Annotated in this window: 20 protein-coding genes; 3 read left to right on the top strand and 17 right to left on the bottom strand. The window is 53.7% G+C overall.

The genetic code is table 11. From position 1 onward, the window contains the following. Window positions 1–133: 133 nt before the first annotated feature. The 6 genes from ACR0KS_RS12920 to ACR0KS_RS12895 all read right to left on the bottom strand — a co-directional run bounded on the left by ACR0KS_RS12920 (window position 134) and on the right by ACR0KS_RS12895 (window position 6,337). Window positions 134–1,417, bottom strand: a complete 1,284-nt coding sequence (locus ACR0KS_RS12920; protein WP_170566169.1) for a HupE/UreJ family protein — start codon at window positions 1,415–1,417, stop codon at window positions 134–136. Beyond that, complete coding sequence (locus ACR0KS_RS12915; protein WP_170566167.1) at window positions 1,410–3,074, bottom strand: hypothetical protein; 1,665 nt, start codon at window positions 3,072–3,074, stop codon at window positions 1,410–1,412. The genes ACR0KS_RS12920 and ACR0KS_RS12915 overlap by 8 nt, the downstream gene beginning before the upstream one ends. A 157-nt stretch (window positions 3,075–3,231) precedes the next feature. Further along, a complete protein-coding gene (locus tag ACR0KS_RS12910; RefSeq protein WP_480693241.1) occupies window positions 3,232–3,993 on the bottom strand; it encodes a transporter in 762 nt (253 codons plus the stop codon). Between the two features lie 162 nt (window positions 3,994–4,155). Beyond that, window positions 4,156–5,304, bottom strand: a complete 1,149-nt coding sequence (gene gntH, locus ACR0KS_RS12905; protein WP_170566164.1) for a guanitoxin biosynthesis MBL fold metallo-hydrolase GntH — start codon at window positions 5,302–5,304, stop codon at window positions 4,156–4,158. 85 nt (window positions 5,305–5,389) lie between these two features. After that, entirely contained in the window at window positions 5,390–5,983 is a 594-nt protein-coding gene (locus ACR0KS_RS12900) for a hypothetical protein (protein ID WP_170566161.1), read from the bottom strand. A gap of 75 nt (window positions 5,984–6,058) precedes the next feature. Further along, window positions 6,059–6,337, bottom strand: a complete 279-nt coding sequence (locus ACR0KS_RS12895; RefSeq protein WP_170385044.1) for a hypothetical protein — start codon at window positions 6,335–6,337, stop codon at window positions 6,059–6,061. Window positions 6,338–6,555: 218 nt separating this feature from the next. Here ACR0KS_RS12895 and ACR0KS_RS12890 point away from each other — a divergent pair, with 218 nt between their 5' ends. Next, complete coding sequence (locus ACR0KS_RS12890) at window positions 6,556–8,352, top strand: hypothetical protein (protein ID WP_170566158.1); 1,797 nt, start codon at window positions 6,556–6,558, stop codon at window positions 8,350–8,352. Window positions 8,353–8,954: 602 nt separating this feature from the next. On the opposite strand, the gene ACR0KS_RS12885 is transcribed toward ACR0KS_RS12890, so the two are convergent. The 7 genes from ACR0KS_RS12885 to ACR0KS_RS12855 all read right to left on the bottom strand — a co-directional run bounded on the left by ACR0KS_RS12885 (window position 8,955) and on the right by ACR0KS_RS12855 (window position 15,502). After that, window positions 8,955–9,827, bottom strand: coding sequence for an NAD(P)-dependent oxidoreductase (locus ACR0KS_RS12885; RefSeq protein ID WP_170566155.1), 873 nt, complete (start codon window positions 9,825–9,827; stop codon window positions 8,955–8,957). Window positions 9,828–9,841: 14 nt separating this feature from the next. After that, window positions 9,842–10,804 (bottom strand): 2-hydroxyacid dehydrogenase, encoded by a 963-nt coding sequence (locus tag ACR0KS_RS12880; RefSeq protein WP_170566152.1) that lies wholly within the window; start codon window positions 10,802–10,804, stop codon window positions 9,842–9,844. 4 nt (window positions 10,805–10,808) lie between these two features. Then, window positions 10,809–11,003 (bottom strand): hypothetical protein, encoded by a 195-nt coding sequence (locus ACR0KS_RS12875; protein WP_170566149.1) that lies wholly within the window; start codon window positions 11,001–11,003, stop codon window positions 10,809–10,811. 5 nt (window positions 11,004–11,008) lie between these two features. After that, window positions 11,009–12,364 (bottom strand): amidase, encoded by a 1,356-nt coding sequence (locus tag ACR0KS_RS12870; RefSeq protein ID WP_170566146.1) that lies wholly within the window; start codon window positions 12,362–12,364, stop codon window positions 11,009–11,011. Further along, complete coding sequence (locus ACR0KS_RS12865; protein WP_170486367.1) at window positions 12,361–13,725, bottom strand: TRAP transporter large permease; 1,365 nt, start codon at window positions 13,723–13,725, stop codon at window positions 12,361–12,363. Before ACR0KS_RS12865 ends, ACR0KS_RS12870 begins: the two co-directional genes overlap by 4 nt. Next, entirely contained in the window at window positions 13,718–14,326 is a 609-nt protein-coding gene (locus ACR0KS_RS12860; protein ID WP_170486366.1) for a TRAP transporter small permease subunit, read from the bottom strand. The genes ACR0KS_RS12865 and ACR0KS_RS12860 overlap by 8 nt, the downstream gene beginning before the upstream one ends. An 81-nt stretch (window positions 14,327–14,407) precedes the next feature. Further along, complete coding sequence (locus ACR0KS_RS12855; protein ID WP_170486365.1) at window positions 14,408–15,502, bottom strand: TRAP transporter substrate-binding protein; 1,095 nt, start codon at window positions 15,500–15,502, stop codon at window positions 14,408–14,410. A 231-nt stretch (window positions 15,503–15,733) separates the two neighbouring features. Between ACR0KS_RS12855 and ACR0KS_RS12850 the strand changes: the two genes are divergently transcribed. Further along, the gene (locus ACR0KS_RS12850; RefSeq protein WP_170486364.1) at window positions 15,734–16,567 is read left to right on the top strand and encodes an IclR family transcriptional regulator; all 834 of its coding nucleotides are present in this window, start codon (window positions 15,734–15,736) and stop codon (window positions 16,565–16,567) included. Window positions 16,568–16,685: 118 nt separating this feature from the next. Here ACR0KS_RS12850 and ACR0KS_RS12845 read toward each other — a convergent pair whose 3' ends face one another. Next, window positions 16,686–17,486 (bottom strand): glutathione S-transferase family protein, encoded by an 801-nt coding sequence (locus tag ACR0KS_RS12845; RefSeq protein WP_170566143.1) that lies wholly within the window; start codon window positions 17,484–17,486, stop codon window positions 16,686–16,688. A gap of 4 nt (window positions 17,487–17,490) precedes the next feature. Then, window positions 17,491–17,934, bottom strand: coding sequence for a cupin domain-containing protein (locus tag ACR0KS_RS12840; RefSeq protein WP_170566140.1), 444 nt, complete (start codon window positions 17,932–17,934; stop codon window positions 17,491–17,493). 43 nt (window positions 17,935–17,977) lie between these two features. Between ACR0KS_RS12840 and ACR0KS_RS12835 the strand changes: the two genes are divergently transcribed. Continuing rightward, complete coding sequence (locus tag ACR0KS_RS12835; RefSeq protein WP_480693233.1) at window positions 17,978–18,979, top strand: LysR family transcriptional regulator; 1,002 nt, start codon at window positions 17,978–17,980, stop codon at window positions 18,977–18,979. Window positions 18,980–19,328: 349 nt separating this feature from the next. Here ACR0KS_RS12835 and ACR0KS_RS12830 read toward each other — a convergent pair whose 3' ends face one another. Both ACR0KS_RS12830 and ACR0KS_RS12825 read right to left on the bottom strand, forming a co-directional pair. Further along, the gene (locus tag ACR0KS_RS12830) at window positions 19,329–20,354 is read right to left on the bottom strand and encodes an adenylate/guanylate cyclase domain-containing protein (RefSeq protein WP_170566137.1); all 1,026 of its coding nucleotides are present in this window, start codon (window positions 20,352–20,354) and stop codon (window positions 19,329–19,331) included. After that, window positions 20,347–20,688, bottom strand: coding sequence for an Hpt domain-containing protein (locus tag ACR0KS_RS12825; protein ID WP_170566134.1), 342 nt, complete (start codon window positions 20,686–20,688; stop codon window positions 20,347–20,349). The genes ACR0KS_RS12830 and ACR0KS_RS12825 overlap by 8 nt, the downstream gene beginning before the upstream one ends. Window position 20,689 lies beyond the last annotated feature (1 nt).

Here is a 20,689-nt window from a genome sequence, read left to right as displayed (position 1 = left end):
ACTTTTGGTGCGGATCGCAGCTTTGACGTCTGCCTGCATTCGCATTGGCCGCTTCCAAGCAACACTGACCGTGAGGGGATGAGTGTTCTACTAACTTCAGACAGGGTTCTTGCTTGGCTTCAGTGTCTTAAATTTAGCTTAGTAACATCTCCAGAAAGTCTTTTCCGCGCTCAAGAGTCCACCAGCTTGCAATCGTTCCGCACCCGATCGCAATCGACACCCTTAGCGACATCTCCGGAGTTGGGCCGAACCTTGCAAAAAGGGACAGAAGCGGCCAGGTCACCAGGACAATTGCCAGTTGACCAACTTCAACGCCGACGTTGAAGGCCAATAGGCTCTGCCAGATATTCGGAGACGTTACTTGCAGAATCTCGTGCAAAACGAAACTGAAGCCGAGACCGTGAAGAAGGCCCATCAGGACGGTAATGGCAAAAACCTTTCTGTTGGAGCCGATATCTGAGCTGCCCTTCGACACTGCCAGAAAAGCCGCATAGATTATGGACAAAGCAATGCCCGTTTCCACGAATGGGACAAACCATGCGCCCGATGGCACGTAGCCAAAGAAGCCAAGCGACAAGGTAGCGCTGTGACCAACTGTAAAGCCGGTGACTCGCCATAGAAGCGCATGCAATCCGTGCGCTCCGATGACCAGACAAACAACGAACAGGACATGGTCGATGCCCTCCAGAATGTGGCGCACCCCCTCCCAGACAAAGGTAACGATCCCCGCCATACTGGATCGGGAGACCTCGATCGGGTCCTTCATCAGCCCCCGTGTTCGAAAAATCAATGGATCGCCGGCACCGTAATCCAGGATGAGGTTCGCGGTCATATCCTGGTCTGGCAAACCGGGATTTAGCAGGCTGGATAGGGTGTAGGCCGAAGGTGCATGCCCGAAATTGTAGAGTATTACAATGTCCACAACCACGTCGCCGACATAGGCAGGCGGATTGGCCTGCAGGGTTGAGCCTTGAGATACGGCTTGTTTGGCTTCATTCAAAGTTGCAAAGCCGGGTTCTTGGCCCACACGATGAAGCGCAACAGATTCAACATTACCAGGAACATGTGCTTTCCGGGACTCTAAGACCGTACCAATCTCAGCGATTTGGCCGAGCCCAAGCGGGTCTACGGCGATTTCGGCGGGATCGACAAAGTGAACCACGCGGCCATCCTCAAAAGCATTGGTCGTAAATGGTGCGGCTGAGGGAAGACCGCCCTCGACTGGTTCGCCAGTCTTGTCCGCGACAAGATATGGCATCGGCACGCGCATAAAGATGCGGAGGCCGTCGTTTGTGTGTTCAACATGAAAGATGCGCACATTGAGGTTCAGAAGGAAATGCGCCTGGCTTGCGACCGCAGAAACGATCAGACAGGCAGTTACACAAACCAACAGGATTTTTCGCATACGATCAGACATCTGGTGAACGTGCCTCCAACACTGTGATGGCGGAGAGAGCCCAGTTTCCTCGGTCAGGCTGGAATTCTACCCGGGCGCGATAGTCGACGCGCCGACGGTGATCATGCCCCCAATGTGCGGCCTGTGCGTCGACGCTCCATTGTACAACGCCTTCGAACTGTCCTCTGCGGGTTATGTCGCCTTCGACAATAACGACATCCGTGACGTCGACGATTTGCGCCCGGCCACCACCGGGCACCCGGATCGTCAGGCTGGTTTCCAACTCAGTAGCCACATTAGATAGCGATGCGCCCATGACGATCGGTGCAAGCGCCAGTTTCCTATCTTCGGAGGACACTTCGAGAGCGGCTACATATGTGTTGGTCAGAAGACGGGATAGTGCATTCGTCACAATCTGTGCGTCAGATTGGCCAGAGATCGGGTTTAGGACCGGAATTGCGTGTTTCCCTGAAAAAGCGATGCCCGCAATAAGAGATATTGTTGATAGCGCCACAACGCCAATCCATATCAAGGTCTTGGATGATCGGAACGCCAACACACCTGCGCCCACGAACAAGACAACAGCCAACACCGTCCACGACGGAATAACCAAGATGCCGGCAGCTTGAACCGGCGTGACTTCGGGGTTGTTGTATCGTTTCAGATGGTTGGTCCATGTGACGACCGGTTCGTCCGGTGATGCCCAGGCGAAGAACGGGCCGGCAATGTCTGTCAGCGTTATAGGGACATTCTGGATCGTATCATCAAACATGTCCCAGTTGATTGAGGCTCGGGTTGGCATCTCCGAGATCGGATAGGTCAGTATCACCCCGACAAACGTAGTATCGGCTATCAGCGTTGGATGGCCGTCTACGACTTGAAACCCTCGTTCTCCTAAGGTCAGAAATGCTCCCCGAGCAAGTGCAGGTGGAACTACATTTCCCGAAATACTCAACGAATTTCGGGTTTTGAATGCCTTTAACGCAGCGGTTAGAATCTGCGACTGAAAAGCAGAGTCCAGCTGGCTACCCGTCGTCAATTCCTGTCCGATCCACGGCGCAAGGTCCCGAACCCGGATGAGGATCTCGTGCCGAAGTTCACGCGGCGCCACATAAAGGAATGACGAAGTGCCGTCTTGTGCCGAGCGGTTGAGATTGGGGTTTGTGAAGGCTGAAAACCACGGATCGGCCCAATCAATCGTCAGTTGCATATCTGTTTTCAGAAAACTGAACAGCGAAACCGGGACCGCGCGGTCGAAAACCATGAACCCAATTGAGGCAACGGGCGCTCCATCCTCGGCATAGGGTGGGCTCAGGATCAGAGTTTCAGGTCGCGCGCCCTCGAAACTGTAGAAAACCTCAAGATACAGAACGTCCGGATTTTCAGGCGGGCCCGGGATCGGCCTTCCGGTGAGGGGGTCGGTCATTCCGGCAAAAGGCGAGGCCCGGTCTACTCTTTGCCGACGTTTCACGGTCAGCAGGTCATACGGCAGCGGTTTCCCGTCAGCGCGCGCAATTCGAATGCTTTCCAGACCCTCGCCAGATGGCTGATGAAATTTGGCCGGGGTCGTAGGCGATGCAGACGCAAGGCTTGACTGAAAAGCGCGTTCGAATTCAGCCAAGTCCTCGGGGTAGATTTCCAGCTCAAGACGGACGCCCTCGTCCTCTATCCGAAACACCGCAATATTCCTGGCGACTTCCGCCCCGCTGTACGGGATCACGTCACCCCTTGTGGCGGTCGCAAAGACGGAAACCGCCAATACCGCCAACAGGCATCTGATTTGTGTCGACACTCTCGTCATAGGCAGTAGAAACGCCGTCACGTCCTCCTTTAAGCTACCTCGGATACACAAGTGTCGCAGACAGCCGAGCCCCCCAACCATCGGGGCCGGAGTCTGGAGAAGCCAGGTAGTAGCGCGCGCCGGCCTGCAGCGACACGCACTGTTTCCCAAATCTGACAAGCTTTGAAATCATGAGGTTCACCGGGGCGGTCCACTCGTCCGTGGTCCAATCATAAGTGGATTCGGAATTCACCGTGTATGTCCAGGCGTCCTTGGTGGTGTGCGCCAGGAAGGGCTGAAGATAGGTTGAATTGATGTCGTCGCTTTCGAATGACCAGATATGGTTGCCCAGCCCACCGATGGTCCAGGGCCCCTCCTGAACCAGCAAGACACCAGTTATCCCTCCGCCCCATTCGCCCACGCCCAGTTCACGGTTACTGGAGGTCGGCAAATAGAAGATGGGTCCGACGCCCCGTGTAAACGACGACTTGGTTGGGCTGAACCAAAGGCTTACCGTCGTATCCCCGAAACCCTGGTTGCTCCCGGACTTGCCGGAAACATCGTCCTGCCATTTGTAAGGAATGATCGTCCGAGTGATCAGCTTCAGACTATCGTTCAGGGAAAAGGGTATGACAGGTTGAATGTTCAAAGTTGTCTGATTGCCATCTTCGCTGCCGTAACCGGTGTCGTAATTGAACTGGAACGGAACCGAGATCAGCGACGCCAGCGGGTTCGACAATTGTTTGGCCAGTTCCGAGTCATCTGCCGCCGCTACGGGACACGATGCCAGGGCGGTAAGAACAACCGACAATGGCACGCCCAATCGGGCCGGTTTGGACGTCGGGGATTTGGCAAGAGCTGTTATAAATACGTTCTTTCCTTGAAACACTTTCCCTCACGCAGTCGGACAGAGACGTATCGACCTGCAATACTTGGGTTTACGGGCGCGCTAGGCGGTGACGCGCCCTCCAAGTGCGGGCTACTTGTCATCCGGCATCTTCGGCGGGGTGTAACCCTTCCACTTCCCTGCCAAAACTTTGTCGGACGGTTCCTTTTCCTTGGACCGTGGCGCGTCGATATAGGCCTGCGACACGGAAGGGGGCAGCGCGTATTCGTCAACCGATGCTTCTCGTACCACGATCTTGTCTTTGGTCACGTTGATGACTGTCAGGTCTCGGGCCAGCGTCAACTCACCGTCATAAGTTGAACGGATCCCCTCTAAGATTGCCTGATAGTTTTCCGGCGACAATACGGAGTGGTACCCCATGGCGTGGCGCGGTTTGACCTCTGCCATGACTTTCCCAAAAGCTGCCGGTTCGGTATGAACGCGCGTTGAAACATACGTGGCTTGTCCGAGGCTCCAGCCGAAATAAGGCGCCAGTGCTTTAGGCGGCAGGAATGCCTCATGAGTGGCGAGATCGGCACCTTTAGCGTATTTCACGTACCATTTGTTTGGATATGTATCGCCACCGAACACGTACTTCAGCCCGTTCCATTCCAGCGAATAGCTTACCGATCCATCCAAACTGTGAATCGCAGGCCATGACCGGATCGTCACACCATTTTCTTGGTAGACAATTTCATTTTCCTGTATGTAGTCGAATTCGGTGACTTCAATCTTGGCTCCATCGTCCGGCAATGCGCCTGTGCGACCTTCAAGATCCCAAGCGTAGGCGGCCTTACTGTTTTCAACGAAGGCCTTGATGCCCATTTCCGGAGTCGATCCGGTGGGACCATAAATCCGTAAAGGAGTGTATCGACCCGACAGCCAACTGCCGATGTGCAGCCCCATGAAGTCGCCGACATGATCGACATGCAGGTGGCTGACGAAAACTTTGTCAATTTTCGAAAAGTCTGGCCGAAGGGAAAATAGATTGCCCATCGAGCCCATTCCGATGTCGAACAGGAATACGTCGCCATTGCCAAGTTCAACGAGAAACGAAATGGATACTGCAGCCTTGGTTTGGTTCGGCATTCCAGTCCCCAGTGCGGTGATCCGCATTTCATCGGTCCCAAGGATTTCCGTATTAGGGAAATAGCTGGCCGGATACTCTTCGTCACTGATCTGCGTGGCGGTCCGGCCGGTCGGCAGGTTTTCGGCATAAGCTGCGGCGACGCCAAATGACATTGCCAAGGTTGTGCAGGCAAATGCCAAATTGTGAAGTCTTCTACCAATGCAATAAAACATATTCTCCTCCATCATTTATCTTGTCTCAGTTGCAGACGAGGCCGGGCCCGCAGTTGCAAAGATCTTTCGGGTTATCGGGGTTGTCGGCGGCACAGTGACGAACCTCGCGGCGGTCGTGCCGGCGATGCACACCTGCCACCGATCCAGGCGACATTGGTCGGCCGAAATGGTCGATGAACAGCGCCCCCGGGCCTGTGGCTTGTGGAATGTCGCCCTTGATAATCTTGACGCCTGGATAGGTCATCGTTCCCTGATCGTTCAGTGGCCGCTGCGACAACTCCACGACCACATCAACAGGCGGTTCACCATCCGCGACGATGGTCAGTAAAGCGTTGGGCGGGTCCACGGCAAAGCTGTCGTCGCCTTCGGACACCATGTCCAGAAAGCCCTGTATGCTTTGCACCCCCGCATACCGAACCGGCCTATCACAGAAGAATGTGACGATCGGGCTGACATCTGTCATCGTGATCGTGTCCGCGGTCATCGACACTGAACCCGCATTTTGCACAAACAATGCCTTGCACTCCTGGCCATCACCGTCCTGTGCGTGAGCAGTGGAAATGAGGCAGAGCACCATTGGAAATACGAAGAAAAGCGTCTGGCAGGTTCGTTTATTCATTCCCGTCTCCTTGCGTGTTGGAATTCAGGTTACGGCGTCGGGCAAGCTGCCTGTTCGGGCGACCATCGTGCCGCTTCAGTGGTGACCTTGTGCCTTAGGTCTGACCTTGGCCAAGCTTACGTATTCCATCAGCTCGAGCCTCAGATCCTCGCAAATCTGATTGTATTCGGCCGCTCGGGCTCGCCCGTTTTCTCCTTCAGCTTGAAAGCTGTGAAAGGCGGTCACTGCCTCGCCGAAGTCACGGCAAATCGCCTGAAACTTTGGATCGCTCCGCGACAAAGACACGATTGTGAATTCATCGCTGGGCGATTGCTTAACCAATTCGGAACATCCGGCAGCAAGAAAGTTTTCCACTTGCTCCCCTCCCGTCAAAGGCCATTGGCCGTCAGTGAGAATCTGTTTCCACGGTCTGTCTGCCCAAACACTCCCTGGAGACACCAAGTTAACATCCGAGGCCTGTGGATTGGGGTAACGAACATGTTCTGAACGTGTTCTGAACCTTAAAAATTCTTTTGTTTGAATGTAATACTGGACGTGGTCCGAATAACTTGGGTACTGTTGGATTAGTTTGGATGGAACGAACACAGCCGACAGATACTGCGATGGAAAGTCAGTTATCCGAGCGGAAGTCAGCGCCGCCTCTAGAACAGGCGGTGATAGAAGAACAGCTCGACCGTATGTTTGAGAGTTCTCAGTTTGGTGCGAATGACCGCCGACGCGCGTTCCTCAAATACATCGTCGATGAAACACTGGCCGGGCGCGCTGACCGGGTGAAAGGGTATTCGATTGGAGTTTCCGTTCTGGGCCGTTCCGAGGATTTCGACGCGACTTCAGACCCGATTGTACGCCTGGAAGCGCGCCGTTTGCGGCGCGAGCTGGAACACTACTACCTGACAGATGGAAGCAACGATCCCTTGGTGATTACCATTCCCAAAGGGTCTTATGTGCCGTCGTTCGAATTTCGGGATATAACTTTGTTGCCTTCTGATACGCCAGATCGGACAAACAGGCGCGGCAGAACCCGCTGGCGGGCTCCGAACTGGGTCGTGTTGCTTTTGTTGACGCTGTTGGTGGGCCTGACAGCTTTCTTGCTGTTCCAAAGGTTCGAAACTGAAAGCCCTTCTAACGATCAGGCGACCACGGACAATGACCTCTGGGGGGATTTGCCAATCGTTGCCGTAATGCCCTTCAATCCGTTGGGAAACAGCGCTGTTGCATCCGTGGCGGCCCGCGGCATCGCCGAGGATATCACAACAGATCTGGCGCGGGTACAGGGCTTGCGCGTGATCTCGTATGCGTCGACGGCCGGACTGTCCGATGGGCCCGTCGATCTGATCGACGAGGGGCGCAAGCTGGGTGCGACCCATGTTTTAAGGGGCAGTCTGCAGACCATGACGGATGGCTATCGGCTCAACATCGGTCTTGTCGAGGTGAGCAGTCGGAGCGAAATCTGGGCCGAGCGGTTCGACTACAAATCCTCTGACAGGTTCGATACCCAGACAGAGATTTCGCGCGAGATTAGTTCTATTTTCTCTATCGAATTGTTCCCCGAACTGACTTCAAGAATAGAGGATGCGCGGTGGACCCGCCGGGATGCCAGAATTCTGTATCAGCAGGCACTGGACATCATTCACCCACCAAGCGACCCTTCGAGGTTCGACGCTGCACACACATTGCTGCAACGCGTGGTGCGGTTGGAGCCGAACGCACCGCACGGTCATGCGGGGCTGGCCTTCGCAGAAGCGCATCGAACCTGGTTTGGGCTGGCTCCGAACACGGATGAAACGCACGACCTTATCAGGCAAAATGCCGATATCGCACTGGAAAAGGACCCGGCGAGTGTTCGTGCACTGTTGACGTTGGGCATTCTTGAAATCTTGATGGGAAATCCGCAACAGGCGATTGATTTCGGCGAACGTGCGGTCGAGCAGGAGCCGAGTTCCAGCCTGGCTCATGGCTATCTGGGAATGTTTCTTTTGTACGCCGGGAAATCGGATCAGGCGATCACGCCGCTGAAACGGTCGTTAAGCCTCGATCCCCTAAGCATCCGACGGCCCTACAGAAATATGCTGGGCGTTTCGCTATTCCATGCCGGGAACTATCGCGAGAGCCTGGACACGATACAGGAAAATCTGGACCTCGGAGGCCCGTTCGGCCCACACATGATGGCCTATCAGGCCGCTGGTAACGCCGCGCTCGAACAATTCGACCAAGAAGCGGAAATCATTGAAAGCCTCGCAGCCATGATCGCCGAAGGCGAGACCTTTCCGCTCAGACGGTGGCTGGAAAAGGTGATATATGATCCAAAAATGATGCAGCCGTTGCTGGACGAGTACGAAAAGGCCAAAGCGCTGGCAGAGTCGCGATAACGACCAGCAGTATTGCGTGAGTGTGTATTGTCGCGCTTTGCCTTTTTGATCTTATGTCTGGTCCAAGGGCAATCGTCGATCTATTTTGCGTCGGCAGCGAACGACCGCTTCGAGCCCGAAGCGGCCATTGCTGAGCCTCAGGCCAACGTCCGCTTGTCGGCAGAGGCAGAAGCCATTGCATAAGCTCTGCCTCGACTGATCACCTGCTGAATATCTTCGTCATGACATCCATCGATACCTTCACTGCCTTGGGTTTGTATTAGATGTCCACATGAGAGATTTCATCACACTCCCGTGCCTCAAGCTCATTCGTTAGCTTTTCGACACACTGAGCTGAGTAGTGCGCTGTGGAGGCAATTGTGAAGTAGAAACGCTGATGTGAAGGCCCGCAAAAGCGCGTAGCCGCCAGGGTGTCAAGGCCAGCATTGTAAGCACAGTGCCATCCCGCGGATACATCAACCTGTGCTGCTTTGTTGGTGCTACTTCTGCATGAACCGTTGCCAGAGGCATTCCCGCCCTGAACAATGCCGAATTGTGAAACAAACATCGAAGTTTGGGAACCCGATTACCTCGACCCGCAGGGCGCTTCAAAATTTAGTGGTTTAGTCAAGCGCCCTAAGGCGTTTGAGAAGCGAAGAGGTGTCCCAGCGACCGCCCCCAAGTTTTTGGACATCCTTGTAGAATTGATCAACCAGCGCGGTCACAGGCAGACTTGCGCCGGTTTCGTTGGCTGTATCAAGACAAATACCCAAATCCTTGCGCATCCAGTCGACCGCAAATCCGTAGTCGAAATGGTCTTCGAGCATGGTTTCGTGTCTATTGTCCATCTGCCAACTACCAGCGGCGCCCTGGCTGATAACTTCCACAACGCAACGCCCCTCAAGGCCCGCTTTCTCGGCGAAGTGCAGTGCTTCGCTCAATCCCTGAACCAATCCTGCGATCGCGATTTGGTTGCTCATTTTTGTTAACTGCCCGGCGCCACTCTCTCCGATACGCCGGCAGATTTTCGAATATACTTGCATGATAGGTTCGGCGGCGTCGTATACGGGCTGATCGCCTCCGCACATAATCGAAAGTACGCCGTTTTCTGCCCCTGCCTGACCGCCGGAGATTGGCGCGTCTAAAAAGCCCAGGCTTTGTTCTTTCGCGGCAGTGTAAAGTTCGCGCGTAACCTTGGCAGAGACAGTCGTATGGTCAACAAGTATCGCGCTCGGCGACATGCCATTGAATGCGCCTTCTGACCCAATGCAAACGTTTCGGAGGTCATCGTCATTCCCGACGCAAGTCATGACGAACTCTGCACCTTCGGCGGCTTCACGGGGTGTCGCGCGCGCAGAGCCACCATGTTCCGCCACCCACGCATCGGCTTTGGCGGTCGTTCGATTGTAAACCGTAACGTCGTGCCCCGCGGCCTTCAGGTGACCGGCCATCGGATAACCCATTACGCCTAATCCGAGGAAAGCTAGTTTTGCCATTGAAGTGTCCTATTCTACAAAAGGTCTTGGGGTGTTTTGCCAGCGAAGAACGCATCTAAGTTGTCCAGCGCGCGAAAACCCATGGCGTCACGGGTTTTCCTCGTCGCGCTTCCAATATGCGGTAACATGAAGATGTTCTCGTAAGCGGCGAACTTTGGGTTACCACCCGGTTCTGTCTTAAAACAATCAAGGCCTGCCGCAGACAGCTTTCCGGTTTCGATCGCGTCCAACAGCGCGTCTTCGTCAACAAGGGCGCCGCGGGCCGAATTTACGAGTATTGCTCCGTCCGGCAGTTCGGCCAAACGTTTGGCGTTCATCAGGTCAAGAGTTTCCGGGGTAGCAGGGCAATGAAGTGACAGGAAATCGGCGACTGGAAGCAGAGTTTCGATGTTTTCATGGTAAATTGCTCCGTTTTCCTGATCGGACGACAGGCGGGTACGGTTGAAATAATGGATTTCCATATCAAACCCACGGGCTTTTTCTGCGAATGCCCGACCCACGCGCCCCATCCCGATGATGCCGAGGCGCGCACCTGTGACTTGCTTGCCAACCATGAAAGATGGGCTCCAACTGTCCCAGGTGCCCGACCGCATCAGGCGATCGCCTCGAACCGCGTGTCGTGCCGCTCCGAGCATGAGCAGCATGGCCAATTCTGCCGTTGCATCAGAAAGGACATCGGGTGTGTTTGTCACCGCAATTCCTTTTGCCGCCAAGGCCGGAAGATCGCAGTGATCAACGCCCACGGAATGGTTTGCAACAATCTTCAAGCGCGGGTCTAGCTGCGACACGACTTCGCTTGAGAAATGCTCCGAATGGCAGGGCATCATTGCGTCGACTTTCGCACTCATGGCTATGATTTCTTCCGCAGTGCCGGGTGTGTCGGCCTCGTTGAGGATTACGTCATAGTCCCGGCGCGCGCGATCGACGGTTGCGTCGGACAGCCGGCGTGGAAGCCAAAGGACTGGTTTATCGCTCATTGGATCAGTCCTTTTTGATTGCGTCTTCCCATAAGTTGTAAAGCGCTAATGCTATGACAAAGACTGCGATGCACAAGAACGGCAGACCACCCCAAAACCCGGCAAATCCTGTCGAGATACTGTGCGCGAGACCAAGAACGAAAACCATCATCAGGCCGGTGCCTAATATGCCCATGAAAATGTTTGTCAGACGTGACATACGTTTTACTCTCCCTTTTGTTCCTGAGCTCGTAAGCTGCGTTGAACCCAGGATGCCGTGCGTAAAAGCCGGCCATCCTCTTCGATAGCCCCAATAAGCTGAACGCCGATGGGCAGGTCGTTCTGCCCGACCAGCAAAGGCAGCGAGAGGCATGGCAAACCCGCAAGTGTCCAGGTCAGACAAAAAACGGAATCGCCGGTGTGCCCCACAGTCAGTGGAACAGCTTCTCCTGTTGCTGCCGGGGCCAAGATTGCATCGAATTCGTTGAAATACTCTGCAAAAAAGCCTTGAGCAGATGCCATGACGGACAAGGCATCTTCGTATTGGGCCTCGCTTATATTTGCACCGCGGTTTATTGCGGAGTGCATCTCGGCGCTGATTTCCGACCAATGGGCATCTGAAAATTCCATCATATTCTGTCGAATTTCGAAGTCATAGATCGTTTTGTGTACGTTGATGAGATCAGCCAGTTGAGGGGATACCGAAAAGCGCTCGACCCGGCCGCCTAGGCTGTCAATCACTGCATTCAGACCATCAAGGGCATCTGCATCGAGGCGGTCGTTGAACGGAAAATCCAGCCAGGCAATGTTCGGCTCGACCGGAACGTCCGCCTTAGCGCCGGTCAACATTTCCGCGCGTGGCCGAGCAAAGCTGGCAGGATCGCTTTGGTCATATCCGGCCACCACATCTGCCAGCAAAGCGACATCCTCAAGCGAGTTGGCAAACCCCCCAACGTGATCCAAAGAAACCGACGTCCTGAAAACCCCGCTGCGCGAGATCATTCCACGGGTCGGCTTGAAGCCAAAAACGCCGCAGAACGAGGCCGGACGGATGACCGACCCGCCGGTCTGTGTCCCGATAGCCAAAGGTACGTGTCTGGCTGCTACGGCTGCGGCCGATCCGCTTGAAGACCCCCCAGGTGTTCTATTCTGGTCGAAGGGGTTGGTGGTGTCGGTCGGATGCATAAAGGCAAACTCGGTTGTCTTTGTCTTGCCCATGATGACAGCGCCAGATTCTCGAAGTAGTTCAACTAGCCTTGCATCTGTTTCAGGTTGTCGGCCCTCAAAGATCGGTGTCCCCCGCTGGGTGGGCATATCTTTTGTGTCGACAATGTCCTTCAGCGCTACGGGCACACCATGCAGCGGACCAGTTGCCCGGCCTGCCTTTCTGATGCGATCCAACTCGCGGGCCTGATCCAGCGCTAAGCCTGCGTCAAGGTAAGCCCACGCGCGCAAAACACTGTCGGTTTCCTCGATACGCTTCAGGCAGTCTTCAACTAGTGCTTCGGAAGAAAAACGTCCGTCCCGAATGCCCTCGGCGGATTGGACCGCCGAGAACAATGACAGATCATGCTTGGTCATGGCACCCAAACCCCAAATAGGTAGTCAGGCAACCAAAGCGCGATGCCCGGGAACTGGTACATGAGCACCATGCAAAGGATCACGATGGCCAGATAGGGCATCAAACCTTTGAAGATCTCCATCAGTTGGATCTGGTTCTTGAGAACCCCTTTTAGGTAGTACGCTGACATGGCCATCGGCGGCGTCAGAAACGAGGTCTGCAAGTTGAGAGCAACCAGCATCGCGAAGAAATACGGGTTGACCCCAAAGGTCTCCAGCATAGGCAGAAAGATCGGCACGAAGATGATGAGGATCTCGGACCATTCAAGCGGCCAGCCAAGCAGGAAGATGATCAACTGAGCTAGTACCAAGAACTGCCAAGGTTGCAGATTCATGCCAACGACCCAATGCTCGATAACGTCATGTCCACCGAGATACGAAAAGATCGACGCAAAGGTCCATGAACCCACGAACAACCAGCACACCATTGCGGTGGCCTTGGCAGTTAGGAAAACGCTTTGTTTAACCTTGTCCCATGTGAGCGACCTGTAAAGCATCGCTAGCACCAGTCCGCCCAATGCGCCCATTGCAGCTGCTTCAGCCGGGGTCGCCAAGCCTCCTAGAATTGAGCCAAGTACCAGCATGATCAAAACGGTTAAAGGTACAAATGATACCAACAGGTCCATATAGATCTGGCGTTTTGGAGGAATGTCGTCCTCTTGCGGCTTCGGTGCCAGCGATGGATTCAACCAAACGCGTACCATCACGTAGACGATGTACAAACCCGCCAGCAGCAATCCCGGAAAAACCGCCGCAGCATACAAACGCAATGGCGAAAGCTCAGCAATTGCGGCATAGACGATCAACATAATCGAAGGCGGGATCAGAATGCCCAAAGTACCGCCCGCGCAGATAACGCCAGAAGCGAAGCTACGTTGATACCCTGCATTTGCCATCGCTGGATAGGCCAGCAGGCCCATCAGGGTAACAACCGCGCCAACAATCCCGGACGCCGTTGAGAATACAGCACAGGTCAGAAGTGCGGCGATTGCCAGTGACCCGGGTAGGTTTCGGGCAGCCATATACAGTGAGAAGAACAGACGATCGACGATGTTCGCTCGCTCAACCACGTAACCCATAAATAAGAATAATGGGATTGCAACAAGCGTGTCGTTCTCCATCACCGAGTAGGTGTTTTGGTTGAGAAGATAGAAGATGTTGTTGTTGAAAATATCCGCGATGCTCTCTGGCGCGGACTGGTAATAGGCGTAGTACCCAAATCCAACACCCATAGCGAGCAGTGTGAATGCGATTGGAAAGCCCAGCAGCACCAAAACAATGAAGAGGCTGAGCATCAAGATGGCGACCTGAGGATCAGTCATCGTTGCGGCCTCCTTCTTCGGTGCCCGTAGTCCGAATTTTGTCGATAGTCTCTTCCATCAACATGTCCTCGGTCTCGCGCACGTCATCTAGCCGCTCAAGCCAGACACCATTTCGCATTGCCAGCCAGCATCGCGCCATTTCCGCAAGTCCTTGCAACATCAACAAGAAACCAGCAACTGGGATCAGAGTTTTGAAGAAGTAGATTTGGATTCGGGCGGGGCTGTTCCAGCTGACCTCTTCATAGCGCCAACTGTCTTTCGCTATCTCCCATCCGTACCAAAACAACGCGAACATGCCGGGGAAGAAGAAGAGGATGTAAAGAACGAAATCGACACGGGCCTGCCAGCGGACAGAGAACAATCGATACAGAACGTCGCCCCTGACATGAGCATCTTGAGCTAATGCATATGCCCCGGCCATTAGGAACAAAGCGCCGTACATTTGGACCATCATATCGAACGCCCAGACGGTTGGCTTGTTAAGCACATAACGGACGAACACTTCGTAGGACACGGAAAGTGTCAATATTAGGATGCACCATCCGAAGGCTTTGCCGACCCATTGGCTTAGCCCTTCGATGGCGTGGATTGTCTTGATCAAGGTCAGTTCCTCGCCTGTTCTGCCCGGAGTTTAGGAAGCCGCACAGCTGCGCGGCTTCCAATCTTCAGAGATCGTCAGACCTCAACCGAAATAGTGCTTGTAAGCCAGTTTGTAGTCCGGCTGGTTCAAGTTGAGGTAGTTCATCACTGTTTTTGCGTAGGCCTTCTGGCTATCGACAACTTTGGCAAAGAATGGATCTTCATTTGAGATCCGATCGACCACAACGTCCCAAGCCTCCAGTTGCGCCTGCATCACACTGTCGGGCGTGCGATACACGTTCACTCCTTGCTCTTCGGCCAGCGTTACCAAGTCATCTGCGTAACGCTTTGTGTTGTTCCAATAGAAGTTGGAGTTTTCGGCCTCTGAAGCATACTTAAGGATTGCTTGAAGCTCGGGCGCCAGAGCGTTGAACTTGTCTTTGTTGAAGGTAACTTCGAAGAACTCCTGACTTTGGTGGAAGGATGCCAGGTGATAATGCTTCGACACGTCCTGCATGCCAAAGTCGCGGTCGGATGTCGGGTTGTTGAACTCGGCCGCGTCGATAAGGCCAGATTTCATTGCGGGCTGGATTTCGCCGCCAGGAAGCTGCACTACCGACATACCCATCTCAAGCAAAACATCCGCCGCAAGTCCAACGGTACGATACTTCAAGCCGTTCATTTGATCAGAGCTTGTGATCTCTTCTTTGAACCAGCCCAACGGTTGTGCCGGCATTGGCGAGTTAAAGAAGGACACGACGTTCAATCCGAGGATCCCCATCAACTCGTCGAACAGTTCCTGCCCGCCGCCGTAGTTTACCCAACCCAGGACTTCTTGGCTTGACCATCCAAAGCACGGACCAGTCCCAAACAGCGACGCTGTCTTGGATTTAGAGTACCAGTAAGCCGGTACATAGTGCGCTGCATCCAGTACGCCGCGATGGACCGCGTCCTGCATTTGACTAGTTTTCACGACCGAGTTCACAGGCAGTAGCTCAATCGTCAGCTTGCCGCCGGACATTTCGTTGACGCGATTTACGTAAGACTGTGCATTTTCAAGAAAGATGCCGCCGCCCCAGGCAGCTTGCATCTTGAGGTTTGTTCCTTCCTGCGCATGGACCGCCGGGGCCGCGAGCGCACCAGCGCCCACAACAGCAGAGCCACGCAGAAAATTTCTGCGGTTCAAAGATTTTGTCATGTTTCCTCCCTTGACTGCGCCATCTCCGTTTTCTGCTTCGGTGCTGGCGCCAATCCGCTGTTAAGCGAATGAGGACAACGATAAATCAGATTCCAAAATTTTCAAAATATTTTGGAATGACCTTCTTTTTTCAGTTTAAACTGCTATTAAACTACTGAAATAAATTGATTAATATTTTTCATTTTTTTACTGTTACTGCCGAGCTAGAATCTTAAGCTAAGAAACAGCGCATTGGTTTCACTGATAATGAACGAACATAAAACTGCCAATCGTCGAGGACGTCCGCGACTGAAGTCGAATGAAGAGAACATCGGCGCACCACCTGTTGGGGCACTTGATCGCGGTATTCGTGTCTTGATCTACATAGCCGACACACGCTCTACTACGCTTGCTGAGATTTCAAAGGTTACACAGATACCGCCTGCAACGGCACACAGGCTTCTGACAACACTTCAGCAGCGTGGCATGGTTACTCATGATGTTGAGCAAGGCAAATGGCGTATAGGCCCGCAAGCTTATCGCATTGGCAGCACCTTTGAAGAAGGGTCAAATTTGCTGGAAGTTGCACCGCCAGTTATGAGGGTGCTGTCAGAAGAAACTGGAGAGACTGCAAATCTAGCAATCGAGGAAGGTGGGCAATTGCTCTACCTTACCCAAGTGGAATCCGACAATCCGATAAGGGCCTCTTTCAAGAACGGGACAGCGGCTTTTTTTCACACATCCGGTGTGGGTAAAGCCATCATGGCCTTTATGGACAAGGATGAGTTAGAGAGTATTTTGACGCCGCTAACACTGGTAAGTCAGACACCAAATTCAATTACTGACATAAAGGAGTTACAGGAAGAGCTCCGTAAATCCAGGCATCGGGGCTGGACGTTGGACGACGAAGAACGTTTCCCAGGCATGCGTTGTATTGCAGCACCTGTATTCGACTCTTTGGGAAAGGTTGTGGCTGGCGTTTCGATCTCGGGACCAATTACAAGATTTCCAGACAGTAAGCTCGAAACTCTGGCGGCATCGGTCGTCAAGGCAGCGACAGATATCTCAGAAAGACTGCAAAGCTAGTCTTTGGGAGATTAACTTCCCGCTAATGAGCATCCCTTTTTTAGGTGTCTGCATTGAGCCCATTTTGTCCGATGCCGCGCGGCGCATGAATTTCCGGTACTGGGCATTTAATCGATGGTTAGGCGACAAGGCCCAGCTCTTTGTCGGTGGCTGTCGCTGCATACTTTTTCCTTGGGGGCATGGGTCTCGATTGCCAAGGCGGTTCGAAGGTGAAACTTGAAACGCTGCGACCGTCAGGTAGGGCGCCGTTTCCGGCCCCGAGCGCGTAGTCGTAGTAGAGTTTGACGATCTCTTCTTCAGTCACCTGCGATGTTTCTGGATGCGCCATGCATGCATCACGCCACACTCGTACCCGGTCATAGTCTTTGCCAACGGGTAATTTGAACCCTTCGTAGTAGTCAAGGAACCAAAACCGCTTGAACATCGGGGTAAAAACTGCCTCTGCCAAACCGAAGTCCTCGAACAGGAATGGGCCAGTCGGATTATGATGACGTAGGAAATCATCAAGGTCTCGATAGAGCGCGAGGAGTTTATTCAAATGCTCATCTCGGCGCGCCTGATCCTGATTCATGACAAAGAGATAGCCCGCCATTGTGAAGGGTCCTTCGCGGGCGATCAGCATCGACTCAATGGCATGTTCGGCAGGATCACTGCGGCGTAATGGTGCCCCCGGCAGAGCCTCGTCAAGATAGCGCAGGATCACGAGGCTTTCTTTCAATATTCGACCGCCGCTGGTTTCCAGCACCGGCAAGGCTGTCGTCCCCCGGGTCTTGGCCAGCAATTCCGGATCGCGTGGCTTGGTGATGTCTACGACACGAAATTCTACGGCATCCGGCAGTCCCCGCAAAGCCAGTAGGATTTCCAGTCGCTGCGAGAAGGGACAGACGGGGATATGATAGACGATGTGTTTCTTAGTCATGTGTTCAATCCAACGGCGGGCCGGTGAAGGCCATGTTGTGCCGCTTGGCGCTCTCCTCAATGGCGGGCATGTCCTCTGGGATACGGCACTGACCGGCTGCCATGTCGAAAAAGAAACCTTCGAATCCGCCGGGCGTCAGGATCACGAGATGGCGGCAAGGTTCGTCGTCTGTCACCTTGAAGGTATGTTCCTTGCCACGTGGGATGAATACGCTTTCGCCGACCCCTGCGGAAAACTCCTCGCCTTCCAACCAGAACCTGCATGTGCCGGTGACGATTACGAAGGTTTCGTCTTCGTTTTGATGCACGTGGCGTGGAGGGCCGCTACCAGCAGGAGACCAGCTGTCCACAATAGACATAGTGCCACCCGTCTGTTCTGAGGCGAGGATGGTTTTGTATTTTACGCCGAGCCATTCGATGGCTCCGTCGATTTGGGCCAGGTCCTTCATCGTTTCTCTCCATTAGCATTGGATTGAAACGAAAGCGCTTCCGTTGACAGAAGCCTATCCGAAGGCCAACCTATCAGGCAAACCGCAATATCTAATAAAGGATATCGGCCAAGTGAATTTCGCTACACTGGACCTCAACCTTTTGCGCGTGTTGGACGCCCTCTTTAGCGAAGGCTCAACTGTGAATGCGGCCGACAGGTTAGCGATGTCGCAATCCGCAGTCTCGGGTGCATTGTCGCGTCTTCGTCATGCTTTGGACGACCCCCTTTTTGTCCGGCAGGGAAACCGTTTGGTTGCTACCGATTATGCATCCAATATTGAATCCGGTTTGCGGGAAGAACTCGAACGTCTTGAGGCTTTGCTAGCTCCGCCAGCTACCTTTGATCCGCGAACCGCTGAAGGCACTTTCCGGATCGCTGCCAGCGATTTCTTCGCGGAACTCCTGATGCCACCTTTGGGTGATCGCCTGCAAAAGTCAGCGCCCAATCTACGAGCGCAGCTGGTTGATCTGGTTCCGAATGACTATGTGGCCAGTCTAGAACGACGTAACGCTGACATTGCGCTGATCCCGGATTTGCTCCTGCCGGACTGGGTCAATCGGGAGCCACTCTTCCATTCGCCGTTCCACGTGATAGCTCGCAAGGGAAATCCAAAGCTTGAGGGGCTTCAGGAAGAAACGCAGATGCACATGGATACGTTCTGCGCACTCCACCACGTCTTGTTTTCCCCAGAAGGGAACCTGGCTGCGATGGGTGATGCTGCCCTTAATCGCGTCGGAAAACAGCGACAGGTTGCTATGACAGTACCGGTCTTTAGTGGCGTTTGCCGTGCGGTGAGCGAAAGCGACCTCATCGCGCTTGTACCCGCTCAGCTTGCAAGGAAATTGGCCAAGACATTCGAACTGAACGTGTTCGAACCACCGATGCATATTGAACCAGCGTTGATCATCGGCATCTGGCACAAGCGTTCTGACAACGCCCCGATGGCGGCTTGGATGCGTAGCCAAGTCTTTGAATTAATGAAGGGTCTGGAGTTTGACAGTTAGTTAAACTTTTCCACGTAGAACCCGTCGGATAAATACAAGTTGATGTTTGAAAGACTAAATCGGATTACACGAAACAGCCAATGCAGACATTCGCTCAGCCGCAACGAACGACAGCTTTGTCCGCAAAGCAGACTTCCATGCCCGACGCAGCGAACGACCGCTTCGAGCCCATTGTGACCGATGCTGCGCGATCAGCCGACGGCGGCTATGCGCAGAAAGCGGACTTTGCAAAGTCCGACAATATCTAGTCTCCAATCACTGAGCCACATATGAAAATCATCGGGCTAAAAGCAAAGCCACAAGCGCAACTACACCCGATGTAGTTTAGCTTGCCAGGTTGCATGAATGGTCATAGCGCATGGATATCGAACGGATCTGAGAAACCCTTGATCATTGTTCTACCAAATGTCTCCAACACATTTGCCCCTTCCAACAGATCGAAGGTTTCTTGATCAATCAAAATACGGCTTCCGGTTTTCTGCGTTTCTGCCTCGAGGCGAGCAGCAAGGTTTACGGTCGATCCTATGCAAGTGTACGTCGCTCGATTGTCCGTACCGGCATAGCCGGCGACGACTTCGCCAGTCGCTATTCCGATGCCTATTTTTAGGTCACTTTTCCCTTCTGAGCGCCTTTCGAGATTTAATATCTCAATCATGTTGTGCATTTCATGCCCTGCCGCCACCGCACTTTGAGCGGAGTTGGACAGCGGCTGCGGAACTCCGAACAGAGCCATCAAACCGTCTCCCAGCATCAGGCTGACAATTCCGCCATTGCTAGTAACAGCCTCGAACATCAATGTGTAAAAAGTGTTAAGCAGATCAATTGTTTCCTCGGGAGCGAGATTTTCAGACAAGGTCGTGAAGCCGCGAATGTCGCAGAACAGGACCGAAGCATTGGCGCGCTTGCCGCCTATGGCAAAGCCGGACTCTTGTAAGTCTTGTGCAACCTCAGTTGTTGCAAAGCGCTCTAGCAAGCGCTTCTGTTCGTCCCTGAGCCTTTTCTTTTCAAGGCAGCTGGAGACACGTGCACTAAGTAGTGTCTTATTAACAGGCTTTGGCAGGTAGTCTTCGGCACCCAATTCAATGCAGCGCACTACGTTGTCGAGACCCTCAACAGATGACGTCACTATTACCGGCAGATCGCGCAGATCAATGTCCGATTTGACAGCCTCCAGAACTTGGAAGCCGTCCATTTCTGGCATTTCAATATCCAGTAGCAGCAAGTCAAACGGTTGGTTAGACAACATCTCCATCGCAACCCGGCCGTTTTCCGCGACCGATGCTTGGTGACCCAAGAGCTCTACGCTGCGCGACAAAAGCAGGCGGTTCACCTTGTTGTCATCGACGATGAGCAAATGGCCGGGGGCGTCAGACATCAATCATGCTCCGCAACGCGGCGGCGGCAGTGGTTAGGGCTGTCTCCAACGCCGTCGCATCTGTTAGGTCTCCGGCCTCGGGCAGTTCTCCCAGCTCGACTTTCCTGGCCAGTTCGGCAAGAGCCGTCGCACCAAATGTGTTGGCATTCGACTTGATTGAATGTGCAGCACGGCGGTATCGGTCTACATCGGCCTCGCCCGCCGCCGTTTTTAATTCGCCAATCATACTTGGCGCTTCGTCGAGAAAGGTGTTTACAAGTTCGGCTGCAAAGTCTTCGCCTGTGGCGTTTTTTAGCTCCATGAAGATTTCATGATCAATTGGGCTGTCTGTCATG

The sequence above is a fragment of the Ruegeria sp. BC7 genome, assembly GCF_056539165.1.
This window is presented reverse-complemented; position numbering and strand designations above follow the sequence as displayed.